The organism is Fructilactobacillus sp. X3R5C2 (genome assembly GCF_059901175.1).
This window is the reverse complement of the sequence record NZ_JBWXVC010000001.1, coordinates 30,443-51,866: the sequence shown is the minus strand read 5'-3', so window position 1 is coordinate 51,866 and position 21,424 is coordinate 30,443. Positions and strand designations below refer to the sequence as shown.

Annotated in this window: 18 protein-coding genes; 12 read left to right on the top strand and 6 right to left on the bottom strand. The window is 42.6% G+C overall.

The window, feature by feature from the left end; genetic code table 11:
• Positions 1–37: 37 nt before the first annotated feature.
• On the bottom strand, positions 38–1,228 hold the full coding sequence (gene hisS, locus AC6UD4_RS00225) for a histidine--tRNA ligase (protein WP_500693291.1): 1,191 nt from the start codon (positions 1,226–1,228) through the stop codon (positions 38–40).
• Between the two features lie 234 nt (positions 1,229–1,462).
• Between hisS and guaB the strand changes: the two genes are divergently transcribed.
• From guaB to AC6UD4_RS00195, 6 genes are all read left to right on the top strand, one after another.
• Positions 1,463–2,605, top strand: a complete 1,143-nt coding sequence (guaB, locus tag AC6UD4_RS00220) for an IMP dehydrogenase (RefSeq protein WP_500693290.1) — start codon at positions 1,463–1,465, stop codon at positions 2,603–2,605.
• 10 nt (positions 2,606–2,615) lie between these two features.
• Positions 2,616–4,175 carry a glutamine-hydrolyzing GMP synthase gene (guaA, locus tag AC6UD4_RS00215; protein ID WP_500693289.1) on the top strand — a complete coding sequence of 520 codons (1,560 nt, stop codon included), beginning with the start codon at positions 2,616–2,618 and terminating at the stop codon, positions 4,173–4,175.
• A 163-nt stretch (positions 4,176–4,338) separates the two neighbouring features.
• Complete coding sequence (locus AC6UD4_RS00210; protein ID WP_500693288.1) at positions 4,339–4,491, top strand: hypothetical protein; 153 nt, start codon at positions 4,339–4,341, stop codon at positions 4,489–4,491.
• A 39-nt stretch (positions 4,492–4,530) separates the two neighbouring features.
• Complete coding sequence (locus AC6UD4_RS00205; protein ID WP_500693287.1) at positions 4,531–5,199, top strand: SAV1803-related protein; 669 nt, start codon at positions 4,531–4,533, stop codon at positions 5,197–5,199.
• A 128-nt stretch (positions 5,200–5,327) separates the two neighbouring features.
• Entirely contained in the window at positions 5,328–6,074 is a 747-nt protein-coding gene (locus AC6UD4_RS00200; RefSeq protein WP_500693286.1) for a hypothetical protein, read from the top strand.
• 1,141 nt (positions 6,075–7,215) lie between these two features.
• Positions 7,216–8,214 carry a LacI family DNA-binding transcriptional regulator gene (locus tag AC6UD4_RS00195; protein ID WP_500693285.1) on the top strand — a complete coding sequence of 333 codons (999 nt, stop codon included), beginning with the start codon at positions 7,216–7,218 and terminating at the stop codon, positions 8,212–8,214.
• Positions 8,215–9,092: 878 nt separating this feature from the next.
• On the opposite strand, the gene AC6UD4_RS00190 is transcribed toward AC6UD4_RS00195, so the two are convergent.
• Complete coding sequence (locus AC6UD4_RS00190; RefSeq protein ID WP_500693284.1) at positions 9,093–10,004, bottom strand: alpha/beta hydrolase; 912 nt, start codon at positions 10,002–10,004, stop codon at positions 9,093–9,095.
• A gap of 225 nt (positions 10,005–10,229) precedes the next feature.
• On the opposite strand from AC6UD4_RS00190, the gene AC6UD4_RS00185 reads away from it, so the two are divergent.
• A complete protein-coding gene (locus AC6UD4_RS00185) occupies positions 10,230–11,177 on the top strand; it encodes an NAD(P)H-dependent flavin oxidoreductase (protein ID WP_500693283.1) in 948 nt (315 codons plus the stop codon).
• 134 nt (positions 11,178–11,311) lie between these two features.
• The gene (locus tag AC6UD4_RS00180; protein ID WP_500693282.1) at positions 11,312–13,360 is read left to right on the top strand and encodes an LTA synthase family protein; all 2,049 of its coding nucleotides are present in this window, start codon (positions 11,312–11,314) and stop codon (positions 13,358–13,360) included.
• A gap of 43 nt (positions 13,361–13,403) precedes the next feature.
• On the opposite strand, the gene AC6UD4_RS00175 is transcribed toward AC6UD4_RS00180, so the two are convergent.
• The 3 genes from AC6UD4_RS00175 to hdcB form a co-directional block, all read right to left on the bottom strand.
• On the bottom strand, positions 13,404–14,588 hold the full coding sequence (locus AC6UD4_RS00175) for an aminotransferase-like domain-containing protein (RefSeq protein ID WP_500693281.1): 1,185 nt from the start codon (positions 14,586–14,588) through the stop codon (positions 13,404–13,406).
• 141 nt (positions 14,589–14,729) lie between these two features.
• Positions 14,730–15,275, bottom strand: a complete 546-nt coding sequence (locus tag AC6UD4_RS00170; RefSeq protein ID WP_500693280.1) for a GNAT family N-acetyltransferase — start codon at positions 15,273–15,275, stop codon at positions 14,730–14,732.
• 12 nt (positions 15,276–15,287) lie between these two features.
• Entirely contained in the window at positions 15,288–15,809 is a 522-nt protein-coding gene (hdcB, locus tag AC6UD4_RS00165; RefSeq protein WP_500693279.1) for a histidine decarboxylase maturation protein HdcB, read from the bottom strand.
• A 58-nt stretch (positions 15,810–15,867) separates the two neighbouring features.
• Between hdcB and AC6UD4_RS00160 the strand changes: the two genes are divergently transcribed.
• The gene (locus tag AC6UD4_RS00160; RefSeq protein WP_500693278.1) at positions 15,868–16,536 is read left to right on the top strand and encodes an MmcQ protein; all 669 of its coding nucleotides are present in this window, start codon (positions 15,868–15,870) and stop codon (positions 16,534–16,536) included.
• Between the two features lie 8 nt (positions 16,537–16,544).
• Here the strand turns inward: AC6UD4_RS00160 and hdcA are convergent, their stop codons facing one another.
• Positions 16,545–17,480 carry a histidine decarboxylase, pyruvoyl type gene (gene hdcA / locus AC6UD4_RS00155; protein WP_500693277.1) on the bottom strand — a complete coding sequence of 312 codons (936 nt, stop codon included), beginning with the start codon at positions 17,478–17,480 and terminating at the stop codon, positions 16,545–16,547.
• A 261-nt stretch (positions 17,481–17,741) separates the two neighbouring features.
• On the opposite strand from hdcA, the gene AC6UD4_RS00150 reads away from it, so the two are divergent.
• From AC6UD4_RS00150 to cydB, 3 genes are read left to right on the top strand one after another with little or no spacing between them, the layout of a single operon-like run.
• Positions 17,742–18,920: an NAD(P)/FAD-dependent oxidoreductase gene (locus tag AC6UD4_RS00150; protein WP_500693276.1), complete on the top strand. Its 1,179-nt coding sequence runs from the start codon at positions 17,742–17,744 to the stop codon at positions 18,918–18,920.
• Positions 18,921–18,946: 26 nt separating this feature from the next.
• Entirely contained in the window at positions 18,947–20,386 is a 1,440-nt protein-coding gene (locus AC6UD4_RS00145; protein WP_500693275.1) for a cytochrome ubiquinol oxidase subunit I, read from the top strand.
• Positions 20,383–21,408, top strand: coding sequence for a cytochrome d ubiquinol oxidase subunit II (cydB, locus tag AC6UD4_RS00140; RefSeq protein ID WP_500693274.1), 1,026 nt, complete (start codon positions 20,383–20,385; stop codon positions 21,406–21,408). The genes AC6UD4_RS00145 and cydB overlap by 4 nt, the downstream gene beginning before the upstream one ends.
• Positions 21,409–21,424 lie beyond the last annotated feature (16 nt).

The window sequence follows — 21,424 nt, the reverse complement described above, 5'->3', positions numbered from 1 at the left end:
AAGAAAAAGGCGATATTATTCGCCCTCCTCTTGATAATTAATCCATTCTCATGATGTTTTTACTGTTTAATTTCTTGGCTTCTTTAATCTGACTCTTCATGCTTCGACTCTGAAAGTTGACTTCAACGGAATTCCCGTCGTTACGCAAGTCTTCAGCGGTTTTTAGGGCCTTATCAAGAATCTGATTCTTAACGTCAGCTTCCTTATCTTTCACGTCGGTCGCAATGAAGTAGTCAATCGAATCACTGTCATCGTTAGAGTTCACGATGGTTGCCAACCGTTCCTCACCAAAGGCAAAGCCAACGCCTCCGGTATTTTCAGGTCCCCCGAACTCTTCCACCATGTGATTGTATCGGCCACCGGCACAGATCGTGGTGTAATCGTCTCCGAAGCTCGGATCCTTGGCCATGATTTCAAACACCGTATCAGTGTAGTAATCAAGTCCGCGAACCAGCCGATCATCAACGGTGTATGGAATGTCTAAAGCATCAAGGGCCGACAAGACATCATTAAAGTACTCTTTCGATTCATCAGTCAGACTGTCTTCTAACTTCGGAGCGTCAGCAACTAATTGTTGGTCCCCCTTGTCCTTACTGTCTAAAATCCGGAGCGGATTCTGTTTTAAGCGCCGTTTGGAGTCTTCACTTAATTGGTCCTCATACTTTGAGAAGTAGGCTACTAAGACGTCATGGTAACGTTTCCGACTCTCTTCGTCACCCAACGTGTTGATTTCAACCTTTAAGTCGTTGATGTCGACGCCCTTGAAGATGTCCAGGGCTAACGCAATCGTTTCGGCATCAATCTGGGGACTGGTAGCTCCGATTGACTCACACCCAATCTGATGGAACTCCCGGTTATGAGTCGCACCCGGACGTTCGTATCTAAACATCGCTCCCATGTAGAAAACCTTAACGGGCTTGGGATGTTCTGGGCCAAAGAGCTTATTTTCAACGAAGGAACGGACTACTCCAGCGGTTCCCTCTGGTCGTAGTGAGATATCTCGCCCACTTTTATCCTGGAAACTGTACATCTGCTTGGTGACGATATCCGAACTATCACCAGAAGTTCTGGTAAAGACGGGGGTTTTCTCAACTAGCGGAGTGCGCATTTCATGAAAGTCGTATCGAGCGAAAACGTCCCGCGTCGTATCTTCGATTCGTTGCCAAACACTGGTCTCATCAGGCAAAATGTCTGACATCCCTCGCACTTTCTTAAATTTGTCATCCATAATATTCCCATCTTTCTATTAATTGTTTAATTAAAATTCTGTCAAATAGATATACGTAGATTTTACCATTATTGAATTACTCTGTCTTGTCCGTCTTTATAAATCAGTCAAGCGCCAACTACATATGATTAAAGTTAACCAAAGAAAAATTGTTCGAGTTGTCATTGATGTTGCAACGTTTTTTATGGTATTCTATTAACAATTTATATAAAACTGAACAATAGGAGGAGTACGATGAAGGATTGGAATTATAAATTCGGGAAACAAGGATTAACATTTGATGATGTTCTCTTAATTCCTGCAGCAAGTGACGTGTTACCAAACCAAGTTGACTTAAGAACAACCTTAGGTAAGAACTTAAAGTTAAACTTACCCGTTCTAAGCGCAAGTATGGACACTGTCACAGAGGCACCTTTAGCGATTGCGATGGCTCAAAACGGTGGACTCGGCGTAGTTCACAAAAACATGAGCGCTAAAAAGCAAGCAGCTGAAGTTAAAACGGTTAAAAATGCTGAAGTTACTGGTGCCAATGCTGCGGTTGATGACAATGGTCATCTATTAGTAGCGGGGGCCGTTGGGGTAACTAACGATACCTTCGATCGAACTCAATTATTATTTGATGCCGGGGCAGACGCCGTCATCATCGATACCGCCCACGGTCATTCCAAGGGTGTGTTAGAAAAAATCGCTGAAATCAGAAACAAGTTCCCAGACAAAACTTTGATCGCCGGAAACATTGCGACTGGTGCTGGTGCCAAAGCCCTCTTTGACGCTGGTGTTGACATTGCCAAAGTCGGAATTGGTCCCGGTTCCATCTGTACCACCCGGATCGTGGCCGGTGTGGGAGTTCCCCAAATCACCGCTGCCTTTGACGCCGCCCAAGTTGCCGCCGATTACGGCAAGCAAATCATCGTTGACGGTGGGATGCAGTACACCGGAGACATCGTTAAGGCGCTCGCAGCGGGCGGCAGTGCCGTCATGCTAGGAAGTATGCTGGCAGGTACAACGGAAGCTCCTGGAGACGTTTATACGGGTGCTGATGGCAAGAAGTACAAGGCTTACCGTGGCATGGGCTCACTGGCAGCCATGGAAAATGGCTCTTCTGACCGATACTTTCAAGGCAAGGTCAAAGAAGAAAAGAAACTCGTCCCAGAAGGAATTGAGGGTCAAACCCCATACAAGGGTGACGTCTCAACCGTTCTCTTTCAGATTGCGGGTGGCCTTCGTTCTGGAATGGGATACACCGGCTCTCACACCATTTCCGACTTAATTAATAACGCTCAATTTGTTAGAATTACTAATGCAGGACTACGCGAATCACATCCCCACGATGTGCAAATCACCAAATCCGCACCAAACTATTCAATCGATAAATAGGAGGAATTTGATGGCAACTGGTACAAAAAAACGTGATTATGATGAGATTTTAGTTCTCGACTTTGGGAGTCAATACAACCAATTAATCACCCGTCGCATTCGTGACATGGGCGTTTATTCAGAACTAAAACCACACACCATCACTGCCAAAGAAATAAAAGCGATCGCCCCTAAGGGCATCATCTTTTCTGGCGGTCCCAACAGTGTCAACGGCAAAGACGCTTTAGACGTCGACCCCGAGATTTTAAACATGGGCATTCCGATTCTGGGAATCTGTTACGGCATGCAACTATTGGCCCACGACCTAAAGGGTGGTCAAACCACCACCGCTGACGACAGTCAGTACGGTCCTGCAGAAATCAAGGTCACAAGTAATGATTCTGGTACTTTTAAGGGACTAGACTCCGATCAAACCGTTTTAATGAGTCACGGAGACTTTGTGACCAAAGTGCCAGATGGTTTCAAAGTAACTGCCACTAGTGAACAGTGTGCCATTTCTGCCATGGAAGACCCTGACAAAGACATCTATGCCGTCCAATTTCATCCCGAAGTTAACCTCACCAAACAGGGGAACCAAATGCTGCACAACTTCGTCTTTGATATTGCCCACGCTAAGGATAACTGGTCAATGGACGACTTCATTGAAGATGCCATTACAAACATCAAGGAAGAAGTTGGCGACAAACGCGTCTTACTGGGTCTCTCTGGTGGCGTTGATTCCAGTGTGGTCGCCGTTCTCTTACACCGGGCAATTGGGGACCAACTGATCTCCGTCTTCGTTGACCACGGTTTGTTGCGCAAGAATGAAGCCCAACAGGTCCTACACACTTTAGGCGATGAGTTTGGCTTAAACATTGACTTTGTAGATGCCAGTGATGAATTCTTATCCAAACTAAAGGGCGTAACTGACCCCGAAAAGAAACGTAAAATCATCGGGAAAGAATTCGTCGACACCTTTTCAAGTGAAGCCCGGAAGTTCAAGGACGTTGATTTCTTGGCCCAGGGAACCCTGTACACCGATGTAATTGAATCCGGAACGGATACCGCGCAAACGATTAAGTCCCACCATAACGTTGGTGGACTACCTAAAGACCTCAAGTTCAAGTTAATTGAACCATTAAACAAACTCTTCAAGGATGAGGTCAGAGAAATCGGTGAAAAACTGGGAATGCCAGACGAGATGGTTTGGCGGCAACCCTTCCCTGGTCCCGGTCTTGCCATTCGCATTATCGGTGACGTGACTCCCGAACGATTAAAGAAGGTCAGAGATTCTGATGCCATTCTGCGTGATGAGTTCAAAAAGGCCGGTCTGGACAAGAAGGTTTGGCAGTATTTCACTGCCCTACCTGGCATTCGGACCGTTGGTGTCATGGGTGACGAACGAACCTATGACGAGGCCATCAACATCCGAGCCGTCAATTCGGTTGATGGGATGACCGCTGAATTTGCGGAAATTCCGTGGGACGTTTTGAGTAAGGTCTCATCACGAATCGTCGATGAAGTTCCCGGGATTAACCGCGTACTCTACGACATTACCGGGAAGCCACCGGCAACCATTGAGTATCAATAAAAATAACTTTTAAAATAAAATGCTCTATAACTAGTAGATAATCTAGTGGTTATAGAGCATTTTTTGTGTTTGAAATTTAAAATAATTAAAAGCTTTAAAATCATTATCATTGCGGGGATAATGAAGATGTAAGCAAATACATGTGGCATTTGGAGATTTGATAATGAAAGATTCAGTGAACAAAACAACAAACAATAATTTTTTAGATACACCTGTGGCACAAAATGCGAAAAAAGATGCTGAAACTAATAACGTAACCACAATTGGATCATTAAGTGATTTTGATGCTTGGGTAGATAAACTAAACGAAAACTAAAGTACCATAATCAACGAATACATAACTACTATTAGGAGGATGAATATCATCGATAATTTAAGTGAATACCAGCAACTATTAAAAATTTCTTATAACGATGCAGTTAAAAAACTGTTGGACAAGTATGGACAAGTAAAGGGTAATTATTTTGGAGAAATTTCGTATAATAACTTTTTAAATGATAATAATGGTACCAGAAAAAGAATTAATAAGGGACACTACAAAAACAAGGAAGAACCAGGATTATATTGTCATCATATTGACGAAGATACATATAATAATTTATCTAAACCAAAATCCATCAAAAACCAATGTCCCCCTTTTTCTACTCAAACTCCAAGTAAACTTGTTTATTGTAATTTCATTGAGCATACAATCTTGCATGCCTTAATATATATCGAAAATAATAATTACATTTATCCTGGCTCTCATTACACTAATCCGGTGTTAACAGATATTTGTAAAGGTTTTCCTGATGCAATGTTAGGGAATATATGTAAATGTTATCTAGATGCAATAAATAGTAAGTATAACCCTAGTGCAATGTTAAAAAACATAGATGTGTGGTACGTCAAGGAAGACCTAAAAGACGAGAATTTAAGAGATTTTTATGATGAATCATATTTGGATAAAGAAAATGCAAAGCAATTAATAAAAGACATTCAAAGAAGTGCTCTAAGAAATGACGTATCAATCACAATTAAATAAATTTCAAAAAATAATTTTTCCATATTTAATTGGAAATGGTTCTTTTGATGATTGTACTAGTTACCCCCTATTTTGATGTATACTTATCTTTGGATTTTATATCAAAATACATAACGAGGATGGTTATTATGAATATCAAGAAAATCGCTCTTTCACTTCTAGTCGGTACTACCATGTTTGCCGGTGGACTGTTTGTAACCCATCCAAACATGGTTCACGCTGACTCAAATGTCGCGGCAGGTACTGCGCAAGGTCAAGTTGTCGTCCAGTACGTCAATGCTTTAACTGGTCAACCAATTCGTGCCAGTAAAGTTATCTATGGTGCTCCTAACAGTATGCTTGACCTATCAAACGACGTTCCAAACATTCCTGGCTACGTTGCTGGAAGTAACCGAGCTGATAACGGTGGTAACACTTATCCAGCTGCTGGTCAGTCAATGACGGTCACCATTGCGTACCAACCACTCAATAAGCCACAACAGAGTGGAAATTATCAGGGCGGAAACGCAACGTCTCCTTCAAACGGCACGACGGCAAATGGACAGAATAACGGTTCAAGTGGCGGAAACGCAGCGATAAATAAAAACGGTAACTCTCAAGCAAATAATAACCAGGGACAAGCCGCTAACGGTAACGAACCTAAGCAAGCAAATAAAGCTAAGCAACAAAATAAAACCAAAAAAGACCAACAAAAGCAGAAGAACAAGCATCATAATGACAAGAATCAAAAGGCTAAAAGAGACAAGCGGAACCACAAATCAGCCAAAAAAGATCACACTGGATGGATGATCGGTGGTATTATTGTCATTCTAATTGTCGGAATTGGAGCTTTTGTCTGGTATCGCGTAAGAAAAGCACATCATTTTAGACACTAACAATTAAAAATTAAGATAACTAAAAAAGGAACTCCCAAATCTTTCGACTTGGGAGTCCTTTTTGGATACCTAACGTTAGAGTGTCTTACATATAATGTGACTTATTAGTTTTCGACTTATTTCGTTAGATACCACTATTCAGTAGAACTACGTAATCGTGACTTAATTTGCTTCTGACTACTTTCGTTTCTTCTTTTGCATACCAGCACCATTGACTAACCTGTCAATTCGCTCAAATGTCTCGCAGATTCCACCTGTTACTGGGAGTGTTATTGGCCGTGAAACCTGCTTAAGCAATGCATTTCCCACCACCCCGCGCAAACCGAAAAAACTCCAACAATCGCTACCAAACTAATCAGTGACAGCAATCCTACTATTAAAACAATCAGGCCATAAATGCCCAATTGTCGGTGATTGATATACATCTTCCACAAGTATTAATTCCGAAATGGCCCACCCGAAAATTAACTCATTTGATATTAAAGAAACCGCCAGGATCTTTTTATCATTATGTGTTTAATATTTATTTATGTTTATATCCCTCAATACTTGTGGCCTGACATGTATACATACGACAATCTAAGTTGTTGTTATTAGTTATTTTTGATTAATATGAAATACTTTTCTCACATTCAAAATTACCGCAAACGAAACTTGATTTATCTTTAATTATAGAGATGAAACCACCTTCTCAATCTTTAATTCCACAAGTTATTTCATAAATAACGGCCTTTTATGGCGTAAAAATCTGATTAATTAAGTGGTTAAGCGTTTGCGCAAATTGTTTAAATTAAGTTGATCAATTACAGCTAAAGTCACTCAAACTTCTTGACCCCTTCTACAAGCGATACATGTTATTCAAACTGTAAACAATCCCACTAATCTTTAAGAACGGTTAAAAATAATGGCCCCGTTGCCTGTCATACCAGCCCTTCAATTGATTTCATGTTTATTTTTTAAAATAAACATGTTTCTCATTAATCCTCATACAGGCATGCTCGGTTAACCGTTTTCTCAATTTTATAACAACAATAACCTTAATTTCAATCTTAATTGAGATCGTTTTGCTTTTTATAATTTTATTAGATATGATAATTCCATGCAGTTAGCAGTTATGAAATAAAATTTGAGGAAATGAGAAATGAACAAAAAACGAGTCACCATTAGAGAAGTTGCCAAACACGCCAAAGTTTCAACGGCCACCGTGTCACGGTTCTTAAACAACCATTTGAACTCAATGTCCAAGAACACGGCGAATCGCATTAAACGATCAATCAAACACCTCGGGTACGTTCCTAACTCAATGGCACGTGGCTTAAGCCGCCAAAATGACAGTGGGAGCATCATTGCGGTGGGAGTATCAGACATCGAGGATCCCTTTTCAATCAGAATGTTTGAAGGAATCCAGGACCAACTGTCCATTTACAAGTACATCCCCTTACTGATTAATTCCGCCAGTAAGTACAAAAACGAACGCGACCTCTTTCTAGCCTTAGATACTAGCCTCATCAGGGGCGCCATCATTCATCCCGTCAACAGCCACATCAAGGACATTGCCGAACTTTTAAAACCGCGTTTCCCCGTTATTTTGACCGATAAATCCATTAACGATGGCTTTTTTTATAATATCGTCATCAACAACTTTGCGATTTCTCAGAAAGCCGCCGCCTACTTTAAAAACAACCTGGGGCTTTCCAAGTTAATCTTAGTTACTAACGCCGAAAGCGAGATGAAGGTCGTCAGAGAGCGCGTTGCCGGGATTAAATACGTCTACCCCGAACCTGATATTACAATTGTCAAGCCCGGTTATTCCAAAACGTCACTTCATCGTGCCTATCATGAAATCGTTCGCCAATTAAAAAAGCAACCCAACAGTTTGATTTTCTGTCTAACGGAAAAGTGGCTGTTAAGCTTTTTGCCCCGGTTGTTGCGTAACAACATTATTGACCGCGACAAGATTCCAAACATCACTGGATTTGTGAGTTCCAACATCGTTAACCTAATTCAGCCAAAAACGAAGTGTATCAGGACAGACGCATACACCATGGGAAAATACGCCGCGCAACTCATGTACGACATCTTAAACAAAAAAGTGGACCCAAGTAAAAAACGCTACATGGTCCACGCCAAATTTGAATAATATCTGTAACCGACTAAGTCCATGCTGAGCCGGTTTTTGTCTAATAAATAAAAAGTGCCACTTCTGAGAAGCAGCATTTTTTGGAGTTTGAAGCTATGTGTGCTCCAGAAGTAGGAAGCATTGTGAAAGTATCTTTTTTGGAGCGACTAAAGAATAACACGGCCAAATGCCTTACCAGATGTCGTTTAAAACCCACTCAAAGTAATAATGAAAGATTTACTGCCAAAACGCCACCCATCACGTTTAGTTAATCGTTTACGAAACTTATCTTAAGCCTAATTTTGGCTCAAAAAAACTTTAGACCAGCGCCAAGCTCATCCGCGCCAATCACTTCCGCTATCCTAACTCTTGTTTAATGATTATTTCAAAATCATAATTAGTCTCTTTTTATTATTTTGGTGATATACTCCTCTCATCGACTAGTTAAGAAACATTTTTATCGGACTCCCTAACTAATATAGATACTTTTTAAACCTCGATAACTCACAAGCGTCAGGCATCCACAAACTAATGTACTGTCAACTTAACTAGCCGAATCTTCCTAATTGCTCTGACTTCTTCAGCGAAGCCAGGGTTTTTTCTTTTGGATTTTTGGTAATACTTAGATTATTCTATTTAAGGGAGGAAAATAGATGATAAATTGGTTTGATTTATTCTTTATGATTGGTACTTTGTTGTTAACAGTACTTCTAATCTTACTAGGTATCTTAGTACTGTACTTGTGTATCCGCCTAGGAATAAAACTAAATAGGTTCTTAAAAACAGAAGAAGATAACCATGAAAAAAGGCATTAAATTATTAGTCATTAGTGTTATGCCATTAGCTTCTGAATCAAAACTAGCAAATTATTTATAAATATAATTTGCTAGTTTTTTTGTTTATTTAAAATACTCTTCAGCGAACGCCCTCGTCTTATTAACGTAGACCTGTCCCTCTTTGTTCAAAGAATCGGCGTGTGTCGCGTGGTTCACAATCCACAATTTCTTAGGACCGTGGTCGTTTTTATAATTGATATAGGCGTCTTTTACGGGAACAAACTTATCAGCATTGCCATGAATGATGAATAGTGGAATTTGATTATGCGCTAACGTCTGCTTCGTGTCGGCATCGTAGAAGTCGTACTTAGCAAAAATATCACCGTAGATGCGGGCAATGGGTAAGATTGGGAAGGTCGGCAGGTGAAACAACGTTCCCAGTTCATATTTCAACTCATCATAAATACTGTTATAACCACAGTCGGTAATCGCAAAGTCAACGTTGTGCGGGACCTTTGGCAAAGTAAAGAGAACGGCAGCCGCTCCCATACTGACACCAAACATGCCAAGTCGTCCATTCGGTATTTTCTGGTTAATCATGTTCATCCAGGTCACAATGTCAGACCGATCTTTCCACCCATAACCAGCGTACTCACCCTGACTGTGACCAAATGATTCGTCATCGGGTGCGAGAACGTTATAACCATCATCATGAAACATTCTAATGTAGTTATTCATTTTGTGCCCGGTACTTCCGTAACCGTGGATTACGATCATGGTCTTATTCGTCGCTTGCTTAGCTGGTAAGTAGTAAGCCGTGAGTTTTAGGCCACCCTTGTTCGTTTGGTGCCAAATCTGGGGCTTTTGTTCTTTAATCCAAGTGGTGTTAACCTTTTCGCCGACCTGCGTACTGTATCCACCCCGTTTAAACGCGAAGTTAAACAGGAAGTAGGTTCCCACAAAGATTAAAATAATCACGGTAATTACGATGGCAATTGTAACTTTGTGCCAGCGCTTCAGCTTTCTTTTTTTCATAATTTCGCTCCTTTTTGCAACACTTGCCATTATACGGGCAGAGCGATTCAAATCATGATTAATTTTTAAGCATCGCGTGGTACCGGTAACTAGCCAGCTTCAGACAAGTTACAGATTAATTTGAATGTCATTATATTAATCACAAATCGTTTTAGTTTGCTTAAAGCTAACTTTCAACTAAAATGTAAGATATAACTAACTAATAATAAGTAGGGAGTAATTAAATTGAAAACAAGTCCAATAACTAAAATGCTTGGAATTAAGTATCCAATCATTCAGGCGTCACTCAACTGGCTAACTGACGCTAAGTTTGTCGCTGCGGTCTCAAATGCTGGTGGTCTCGGGACGTTTGGCCCAAACGCTGGCAAGACTAGTCCCACTCAAGATGCCACGGAAACGTTAAAAAAGCAGATTAAAGAGGCCAAACAGCTCACCGACAAACCCTTTGCTGTCAACATGATTGTCGGAAGTGAAGATGAGTTTGATTACCCAGATAAGACCTTTAGAGCTGCTTTTAACGCTGGGGTTAACATCTTCATCATTTCTGGTGTCATCAATCCAAAACTTTTTAAAGAAATCAAGGAATCCGGTAGTACCCTAATCTTTCGCGAACTCAATCCGTCCGTTAAGGGCGCTCAAAGAGCTGAAGAATTAGGCGTCGACATCCTGATTGCCACTGGTTACGATGAAGGTGGGATCATTCCAACGACAGGCCTTGGGACGTTTACCACCATTCCACGCATTGTGGATGCCGTCTCCATTCCAGTCGTTGGCGCTGGTGGTATCACGGACGTTCGTGGTGTACGCGCTGCCTTTGCACTGGGTGCTCAGGGAGTCTACGTTGGAACTCGGTTCATTGTGACTGACGAAAACCGGACTTCAGACGATGCCAAAGAAAAAATCATCAACTCCACGGTTGATGACGTGGTCCTAGTATCTCCTAACCAACGTTCAATCAAGAATCCGCTAGCTGATAAGTGGGCCAGGGAGTTTCAAAATGGCGTCAAAGACACCTACGAACAAACCCGCAAGGCCGGTGGCGTTCGTCCTGCCATGCTTGACGGCAAACTTGATGACGGTGTCATTTCAATTGACGTTGGTATCAACAACATTCACGACGTCAAGAGTGTTCAAGCAGTAGTGGACGAAATGATGCAGGATTTTCAAAAATAAATCTTAATAAAAAGCTTCAAGTGGCGTGTCTATCAGCCATTTGAAGCTTTTTTATTCTACTTTGCTAATTCTTAATGTGATAAGATGTTTCCTATGTGATAAATTACATAAATTCTTACAAAGGAACGTTCAATTTGAAAATCATTAAGAAAATTCTCAACCTTTTTAATACCAGAATGGGCTTCTTTCTCCTGTTAGTGATCCTGTTCTGGTTCAAGACCCTCTACGCTTACTACCACGTCTTTTACCTCATCCCAGCGAGTCGCATGCAGCACATCATTTTACTAATCAATCCGCTGGCTGCGATCATCATCACGCTGAGTCTGGCGTTGTATTTCAAGCCCGCGAAGCTCTTTTATCCTTTTATCATCTTCATTGACTTCTTAAACACCGTCTTACTGTACATAAACATCGTCTACTTCCGGGGTTTTCTGGGCTTTATGACCGCCGACACGATGACAACCGGTCATTCCAACTTAAACGGTGGGTTAATTACCAGTGCGACCGCCCTTATCAACAAATGGGACGCCTTATACTGGCTTGATTTAATCGTGATTATCCTTCTGCTGGTATTTCGCGTTATTAAAATCGACAAACGTCCCCTAAAACTTAGATTTAGTTTCCTAACGACCATAGTTGGCGTCCTTTTTTTGTTTCTCAACCTTTTTCTTACTCACATCGATAATCCCAACCTGTTTGCTCAGTCAAGTACGCAAAGTAAACAAAATGATATCGTGAAATACATCGGAATCGACAACTACACCGTCTACGACTGGACCAAGTCCATTCAGACCAACATCGCGCGCTCAACCGCCAAGAAATCCGATTTAAATGATATTTTAGGCTTTACGAGGAAACATTACGCTGCCCCTACCCCAGAAATGTACGGAAAAGCGCGCGGTAAAAACGTGCTTGTCATTCACCTTGAAAGTTTCCAGCAATTCTTGATCGACAAAAAGGTCAATGGCAAGGAAGTGACGCCTTTCCTGAATAAAATCTACCATAGTCAGTCAACTGACTCGTTTGACAACTTCTATCACCAAGTGGGACAGGGACGAACGGCCGATGCCGAAAACATGCTTGAAACCAGTACGTACGGTCTACCAGAGGGATCGTTATTTTCTCAGTACGGAAACGACAATACTTTCCAGGCGGCTCCGGCCATTTTGAAGCAGCAACAAAACTACACGTCCGCCGTCTTCCATGGCAACGACGCCAATTTCTACAATCGTAACAACACCTACAAACGACTCGGCTTCCAGTACTTCTTCAGTTCCAAAGACTACAACATGAGGGGTGACCGAACGGAAGGCATGGGCTTAAAGGACAAGTATCTGTTTCAAGATTCCAACAAGTATTTAGAGAACCTTCAACAACCCTTTTACGTCAAGTACTTGACGGTCACTAATCATTTGCCATACGTTCTGGACCAAAAAGACCAGAGGCAGATGCACTTTAAGACCACCAACACTGACAATCCGGAGGTCAATAACTACTTTGTCACCGCTCACTACCTTGACCAGTCCGTCAAAGAATTTTACGACTACCTTCATCAGGCGGGACTCGACAAGAACTCAATGATTATCATCTACGGTGACCACTATGGTTTGATGGACCAGGATGAGCATAGTTTGGCACCGCTTTTAGGCGTCAAACCAAACGACTGGAATGCCTTTGACCACAACCAAATCCAGAAGGTCCCATTTATGATTAACATGCCAGGAACTACTGGTGGGAAAATCCACCACACGTACGGCGGTGAAATTGACGTGCTGCCAACGGTTCTCCATCTGTTGGGAATTAATTCCAAGCCATACGTTCAGTTTGGAACCGACCTCTTCTCCAAACAACACGATCAGGTGGTTGCCTTTAGAAACCGTGACTGGGTCTCACCACAGTTCACCTCCACGAACGGCACGGTTTACGATAATCAGACCAAACGTCAGCTTCATCCAGATCAGAAGCAGCAAAACCAAATCAATCAGAATCAGCACCAGGTCAACCACGAACTGGAACTGTCGGACAAGTTAAACAAGGATAACCTGTTGCGTTTCTATCATCCCAAGGGCTTTAAGCCGGTTAATCCAAAAGATTACCACTACAATCATGAATTGAAGCGCGAAAAAAGCCTCGAAAAGCAGTTGGGCCAAAAGTCAACAAGTCTAGCTTCCCTAGACAAATAACAATAGCACTTAACTCACATGAGTTAGGTGCTATTTTAGTCTTTTATTTATTTAATACCTGTGAAATGGCCGTTGCCATCCGTTTAATTCCTTCATCGATCTCATCGTCATTCATGTTGGAAAAGTTTAAGCGGAAGGTCCCTGGTTTTACCTTACCCGCGTAAAAGGAGGACCCAGGAACAAACACCACGTTGTTTTTTAAACAAGTCTGATACAGTTCCTCCGTGTTCACTCCGGGAACTTCAACCCAGATGAACATCCCACCTTCAGGATGACTGTGGCGCACGTTCTTTGGGAAGTACTTATCAATGCGGTCCATCATCAGATTAGCCCGATGCTCGTAGGTATCGGTAATCTTCTTGATGTGGTCGTTAATATCCACGTCATCTAAGTACTGGGACACGATGTACTGGGTTAAGTTATCCGTATGTAAATCGGCATTTTGTTTAAACAAGATGAACTTGTCCATAAAGTTTAATGGTGCATCGATCCACCCCAACCGGAGTCCTGGTGCTAAAATCTTGGAAAAAGAGCTCAGATAGATTACCCCACCGTCGTGGTCAAAGTGTTTGAGTGGTGGTAAGTACTTTCCTGCGTAACGAATGGCACCGTATGGGTCGTCTTCTAGGATTGGAATCCCAGCCTCTTTACCAATCTGAACTAACTTCTTCCGCCGCTCTTCCGTCATGGTCCGTCCGGTTGGATTCTGGAAATTGGGAATCGTGTAGATAAACTTGGCCTGCGGGTATTTTTTGATTAACCGTTCTAAGGCATCTGTCTCCATCCCGTCCTCGTCCATGGGAATGCCAACGATTTTGGCACCATAGGACTTAAAAACGTCGATGGCTGAGAGGTAGGTTGGATCCTCGGTCAAAACCACGTCACCAGGATTAATCAACATCCTGGAAACAATGTCAATGGCCTGTTCCGAACCCGTCACGATCCCAACGTTAGCAACCGTTGTGTCAACGTGACGTTCTTTCATAATGGCCACAATCTGCTGTCTTAGTTTTTCGTAACCAAGCGACTGCGAGTACTGCAGAACCGTTTGCCCATACTGTTCAAAAACCTGGTTTGCGGCCTTTTGGATCTCTGAAACCGGGAATAACTCCGGAGCTGGCATTCCACCACCTAATGAAATCACCTTGGGATCGGAAGCCGCCTTAAAAAGATCTGAAGTTACCGTACTAACATGAGCTGGCACACCGCTTGCGTATCTAAATTCCATTTTAATCGCCTCACCGTACTAAACATTTGGTAGTTATTATTTAAAAGTTCACTGTAATTAAAGCATTACACTATTAGTATAGTACATTCAGCTTAAATGCGTCGCTATCACGTATCTAAATGACCTAATGCGTGCGGTGTCTCAAACCTTAGATTCGTTGGGATTTTTCACCCAATCATTTTCGTCATGGCCTACGCCGTTAATGAGAATTCCATTGGTAATGACCCGTTCCAGCCGAAATCCAGCACGTTTTGCAACAGCATTACTCCGCTTATTATCAACGGCTACTTTAATGTGGATCTGAGTCAACTGATAATCACGAAAACCTAAGCCAATCATGAAGTCAAGCGCCCGGTAAACGATCCCCTTCTCGGTAAACTGGTTACCCAGCCAATAGCCAATCTCCGTGCTTTTTTGGTCATGATCAAACGAATTAAAACTGATCATCCCGGCAATTTGATCCTGATAAATAATTAATAAGTTAACTGACTTTCCTAACCGATAATGGGTTAAAGTTTGGTGTAAAAATTGCTGCTCCTGGGCAACTGATTGCATTGCATCCGCCCATGGCAACCACTTTGAAAGGATTGCGCGTGACCCCTTTACTAACTGATAGACCAATTTTGCGTCTTCTGGCTGGTCAGGAAGGCGTAACTCAATCTCACTGTCAACACGTTCCGTCCTCATTTCATCACTTCTCTACTTTCCGGCTTTTGAAATTGAGCCGTTTAAATCGTCGTATTCATTCTGACTCAGTTGGCCGGTCTGCATGGCAACTCGCAAGCGGTCCACTTCTTTTCCGTGGTCAACGTTTGTGAGGTAATTACTTTCACCACGAATCGTATGGTCGTATTTGGCAGCCGTCAGCTTTCGTTTTAAAATGGACTGCGTAAAATCGTAGACACGACCATATCTGATGTGATGATAATCAAATTGGCACTGATTAATCTGAAACTTCAAGGCACCATCTGGAACGCCGCTTACAAACGTCATCTTTTCAATCATGGCTTGAGAATAGTGGCTGTCTGAGAAAGTACCAGCCACGTTTCTAAAAATCATCAATTCGTTCCCGGTGGTGACCAAGACGGTCGTCTCGGAATCTTCCTGATTAACCAGTAAGCTTCTGACCCGTTTTCTTGCCAAATGGTCCGTTAAATATTGGTCAAACTCTGAGCCAATCACCGCTTTTAATCCATGAAACTGATTTAAACCAATCCGCATTTGCGTATCCCTTCTATCCATACTTTTCTGTCACGCCTTTAACCACAAGGAGATCGTCATGAAAATCGAAGAACAACTCTTTACTAATCTAAAACCTGATATTTCTAAATTGATTCGGTTTGGTTTTAGGAAACAAAATCACGTCTTAACGTACACCACTCACCTCCCACAAACCAACTTTTCGGTCACCATTACCGTTAAGCAAAATGGCGAAGTCAGTGGAAAGGTAATCGACGATGATTATCACGCCGAATATACGAACTTCCGGGTCGCTAATCCAGAGGGTGGCTTTGCCAGCACCATCAAGCAGAGATACACTGCCATCTTAAAAAACATTGCGCAGCAATGTTTTGACTACGCCCCAGTTAAAACGGGAACGAAGTGGCTCATCCCTGCCAATCCGAAATACTTTGACTTAGAAAAAGACTTCGCCCAAAACGGCACCATCATGTGGAAACAAACCACTCACATTCACGTTGGTGACCTAGTTTACATCTACGTGACGGCACCAGTTGCCGCCATCACGTATAAATGTGTGGCCATCAAGGTGAATCAACCGCACTACTACCACGATGAAAACATCACCATGCACTACGTTATGTTACTTCATTTACTTAGCAGATTTAATCCCAATGAATTTAACGTGGCCGTCCTAAAGAAGCATGGGGTCAAAGCCGTCAGAGGTCCGCGCCACGTTCCTCAATCTTTAAGTCGGATTCTCAAATAACCGCAACATTAATACTGAATATTTTGGTCTGCGACAATTGACTGGTAATTCATCTTTTCAAGCCATTTTGGTAAACTCAGGTTCTCCATGATGTTCATGTCAACGTCTGGAGTCAAAATCGAACCGCCAGGAACCGCATCAACTGGAATCGAAAAGTAGGGTCCAACGGTAATCGCGTTACCAATCTCACCCGGTTTCATCATGACGTGGGCAAAGCCAATCCACGAACTGGCAAACGAAGTGCCCGCATCTTGACCACACTGGGCAATCGAACGCGCGATGGCTTCTCTTCTTCTGGCCAAGAATTCGCCGAGGTCGTCCTCGTTGGGAGTGTTCCAGGTTCCAGCATCCTCAATGAACATGGAGGAATTATGAACGGGATCCTTCGCAATTGAAATGGCAATGGCGGACCAAACGCCGTAACTTTCACCCGGTTTTAGCGGGCGGTCTTCGATTGGTCGTTCGGCAGTCACGCCCTTGTTAGCACAAATAATGAAACTCCCCGGAGCTGGATAGTGCCGACGATTGTCAGCCGTTCCAAAGAATTCTACCAGCGAATCCTGCAGTGGTTTCCCATCGTAAATTGGTAGTTTCGAACCATCCCACTGGGTCACCTTAAACAACGGTTGTGCCCGATCGACTTCTGGATTTCTCAGGAGATCATATCCCAGAATGTGACCCTGAACGCCCGTGAAGCTGGAGGCCGTCATCATGTTAATCTGGCCGATGTAGGCGTTCTTACACTCGGCTCGGTCGTAAGATACGATTCCATCCAAGACGCCATCGTCCGTCTTTTCACGGGTCCCGGCGTCAACTTTTAGGCCAGTAACATAGCCAGTCCCGAGATTTCCTGGCTCCATGTAACCCCGTGAATATTTTTGATAGGGACTAATCGCAATGCGGTCAATCCCCTCTTGATTTAAAATTTTGTCAATTTTAGCCATTTTTTGCCTCCTATAAGCGGAAAATTTATTTTGCTTTTGAGACTACGTTCATAATCGCCTAACTCAAAATCACTTGCAAGGAACATCACTTATTAATGCCCAAATGACGGTACTAAAACGATTTTATCTCCCTTTCTTATCAATCAATAAATATTTTATTAAAATTTCCTCATAAAAAGAGTGACACAATGTCAGCATTAGCGTTAAAATAATGTTAAGATTTACACAATAATAGGTGTGTATTGAAAGGAGATCCTAATAATGAAAAAAGTCTTAATACTAGGCGGTGGATTCGCTGGATTAAGGGCTTGCAAGCTTTTAGCTAAGAGTAAGGCCAATCTAGACATTACCTTGGTTAATAAAAATGCTTATCATTATGACTCGACCGGCCTCTACAAGGTCGCATCAGGAGATGAAGCACCAGAACGACTCATGTTTAGAATTACCGACATGATCAATCCTAAGATTCATTTCATAGAGGATGAAGTTATTAAAGTAAATGGTAAAGATAACACGGTCCAAACGAAAAACAACGGTGATTTAAGTTACGACTACCTGTTCAATGCGCTTGGATTTGAACCCGAAACGTTTGGCACCCCGGGTGCAGACGAGTTTGGTCTTCAGATCAGTGACATTGATAACTCAGTCGCTGACTACAAGAAGATTCAAACCACCCTGGATGCCTACGATGAGTTTAAGGATGCTAAGCTCTTGAACATCGTGGTTGTCGGTGGTGGTTTTACTGGCATCGAACTTTTAGGGGATCTCGTGCACATGGTGCCAAAATGGGCCAAAAAGTATGGTTTCAAAAAAGAAGAGTTCAAAATTACCTGTATCGCTCCGGGCTTTTTGCCAATGTTTAACAAAAAACTCGGTGACTACGCGCAACACTTCCTTGAAAAGAAGGGCGTTAAGTTCATCATGGGTGACACGGTGTCAAAGATTACGGCTGATGGTGCTTACTATGGTAAAGATAACAAGTTTATCCCATCTCACTTAGTCTTCTGGACTGCTGGAGTAAAGGGATCTGACGTTATTCCCGATTCACAGTATCCAAACGAGAAACGAAACCGGGTCGCCGTTAACACGAACATGAGCTTAGACGACTTTCCTAACCAGTACATCATTGGTGACGTCTCAGCCGTTAAAGATGACAAGTCCGGTCGGATGTTTCCAACGACTGGTCAGATTTCCATCTACGAAGCGGACGTTGCTGTCAATGATTTCTTAAACAAACTAAATGGTAAACCTGCCATTAAGTTCGACTACAAATCAATGGGAACCGTTTGTTCACTTGGCCCATACAGTGGAATTGCCGAAATTTACATGTTCGGCATGACCTTTAAGTTAAAGGGATGGATTGTCCCAATCTTTAAGAACATGATCTTCAAAAAGAACGGACTTGAACTCGGAAACATTCGGACCATGTTAGAAAGTTAAATTGATTTAAGGAGGAACTATTCACAATGCTTAATTTAGGTTTAAGTGTTTTGCCGCTAGCGCGGATTCAGTTCGCTGAAACCACGATTTTCCATTTCTTCTTCGTCCCAATGTCAATTGGATTGGCATTGATCGTTGCAATCATGGAAACCTTCTATGCGGTGACCAAAAAACCAGTCTATAAGACGATGACGAGATTTTGGAGTAAGATTTTCTTACTTAGTTTCGCGGTCGGAGTTGTAACTGGTTTGATTCAAGAATTCCAGTTCGGGATGAACTGGTCTGATTACTCAAGATTTATGGGTGACATCTTCGGGGCGCCGTTAGCCATCGAAGCTCTGTTGGCCTTCTTCTTGGAATCAACGTTTATCGGGGTTTGGATGTTCACCTGGGACAAATTAAAACCTGCTTGGCACGCCCTGATGATTTGGTTGGTCTTCTTTGGTTCAGCCATTTCAGCACTTTGGATTTTATCTGCCAACAGTTTCATGCAACATCCCGTTGGTTACCGGATTGATCCTAAGACCGGGCACGCTTTAATGACTAGTTTTAGTGCCATTCTCACTAACCAACAACTCTGGTACGAATTTCCCCATGTGATCTTCGGAGCCTGTGTTACCGGTGGTTTCATCGTCGCTGGTGCATCGGCTTGGATGATCTTTAGAAAGAAGTGGCCCGACTTCTTCAGAAAATCAATGCGAATTGGTTTAGTCGTTGGTTTGATTGCTGTCTGCGGTAGCTTCCTTAGTGGAGACCAACAGATGCTTTACTTAAGCCATCAACAACCAATGAAATTCGCCGCTGCTGAAGGTGAATTTGAAAACGTTAAAAGTCCAGCTGCTTGGACGGCCGTTGAATTCGCTCATACTAACGAACACCGTGCTAGTTTCAAGATTGAGATTCCATACATGATGGACATCTTGACCTACCACAAGCTAAGTGGATCGGTTACCGGTATGAATGAAACTAATGCAAAATTACACAAGAAGTGGAATAGTCAGTTTGGCAAAGATATGAACTACTACCCACCAGTAAACACCTTGTTCTACTCATTTAGAATCATGGTATTTGGTGCAATGACACTAGCTTTCTTAGCCATCTGTGGACTGTGGTTCTCAAGGAAAAAGAAGAATACGATTGGGAAGCAGTGGTGGTTGACGCTACTGCTGACGGTTGGAACATTTGGACCGTTCATTATTAACACCTGTGGTTGGCTGGTTACCGAAAGAGGTCGTGACCCATGGGTTGTCTACGGATTACTGCCAATTGCCAAAGCGGTTTCGCCAAGTACGACGGCGGCTTCCGTGCTCTTTACCATTATTATTTACTTCTTCTTATTTGCCACTTTGGGTGTCTTCATGTTTATTTACGCACGAAAATCACTTTACAAGGGGCCTGAAGGTGTCGGCGATCACGAGAGCTACGATACCGAAGATCCATTTTCAAAGGAGGCTTTTGAGAAATGAGTTTATTACAACTTTTATGGTATTTCTTAATCGGATTACTGTTCGCACTGTTCTTAATTCTCGATGGAGCTGATTTTGGGGCCGGAATGTCAACAAGACTGCTGGCTAGTAATTACGACGAAGCAGCTTTGGTACTTCGAACGATTGGACCCCACTGGAGTGGAAACGAAGTCTTCTTGGTTGCCGCTGGTGGTTCAATGTTTGCGGCGATGCCAATGTGGTACGCCTCGTTGTTCTCCGGATTCTATCTCCTGCTGTTCTTTATCCTGGTGGCTCTAATTTTTCGGGGAGTCTCGTTTGAATTCTCCGAAAACGCAGAGACCAAAAAGGGCCGAAACCGATGGATGTGGGCCAACTTCTTCGGAAGTGTCTTCATCCCCTTCCTGTTCGGAATGCTTTTTACCGACATGATTCAAAGTTTGCCAATGGACGGTCAGGGTAACATCTACGTCACCTTCTTCGACGTTGTTAACCCACTTTCAATCCTTGGTGGAATCACGGTAACTGCCTTATGTCTCTACCAAGGCCTTCACTACATTTCCTTGCACACGGCGGGCTTAATTCGATACCACGCCTCAGCAATGGCATCCAACCTATACTGGTTGGCTTACCCAGTGGAAATCCTAGTTGTGATTGCCTTATATTTCCAAACCAACTTTTTCGAGACACATTTGGTCTCAACTGTAGTAGTATTAGCATTAATCGTTGCTACAACTATTTGGGGTCAAATTGCTAGTGGCTCTGGTCATGAAGTACAAGCTTATCTTGCAAGTACCAGTACCCTCGCCTTACTAGTAATCCTGATCTTTATTGGTTTATTCCCTAACGTATTGGGTGCCAATGATCCAGTTCACACGATTTCAATCGCAAACGCTTCTTCATCACCATATACGTTAGTTGTAATGACCATCGTGGCATGTATCCTCCTACCGCTCATCGCGATCTACTTTACCTGGAGTTACGTCTCACAATGGCATCGCATTTCGCTTAAAGATATGGAAGATGCCAATTCTGGATATTAAAAATTAAGGATTGATA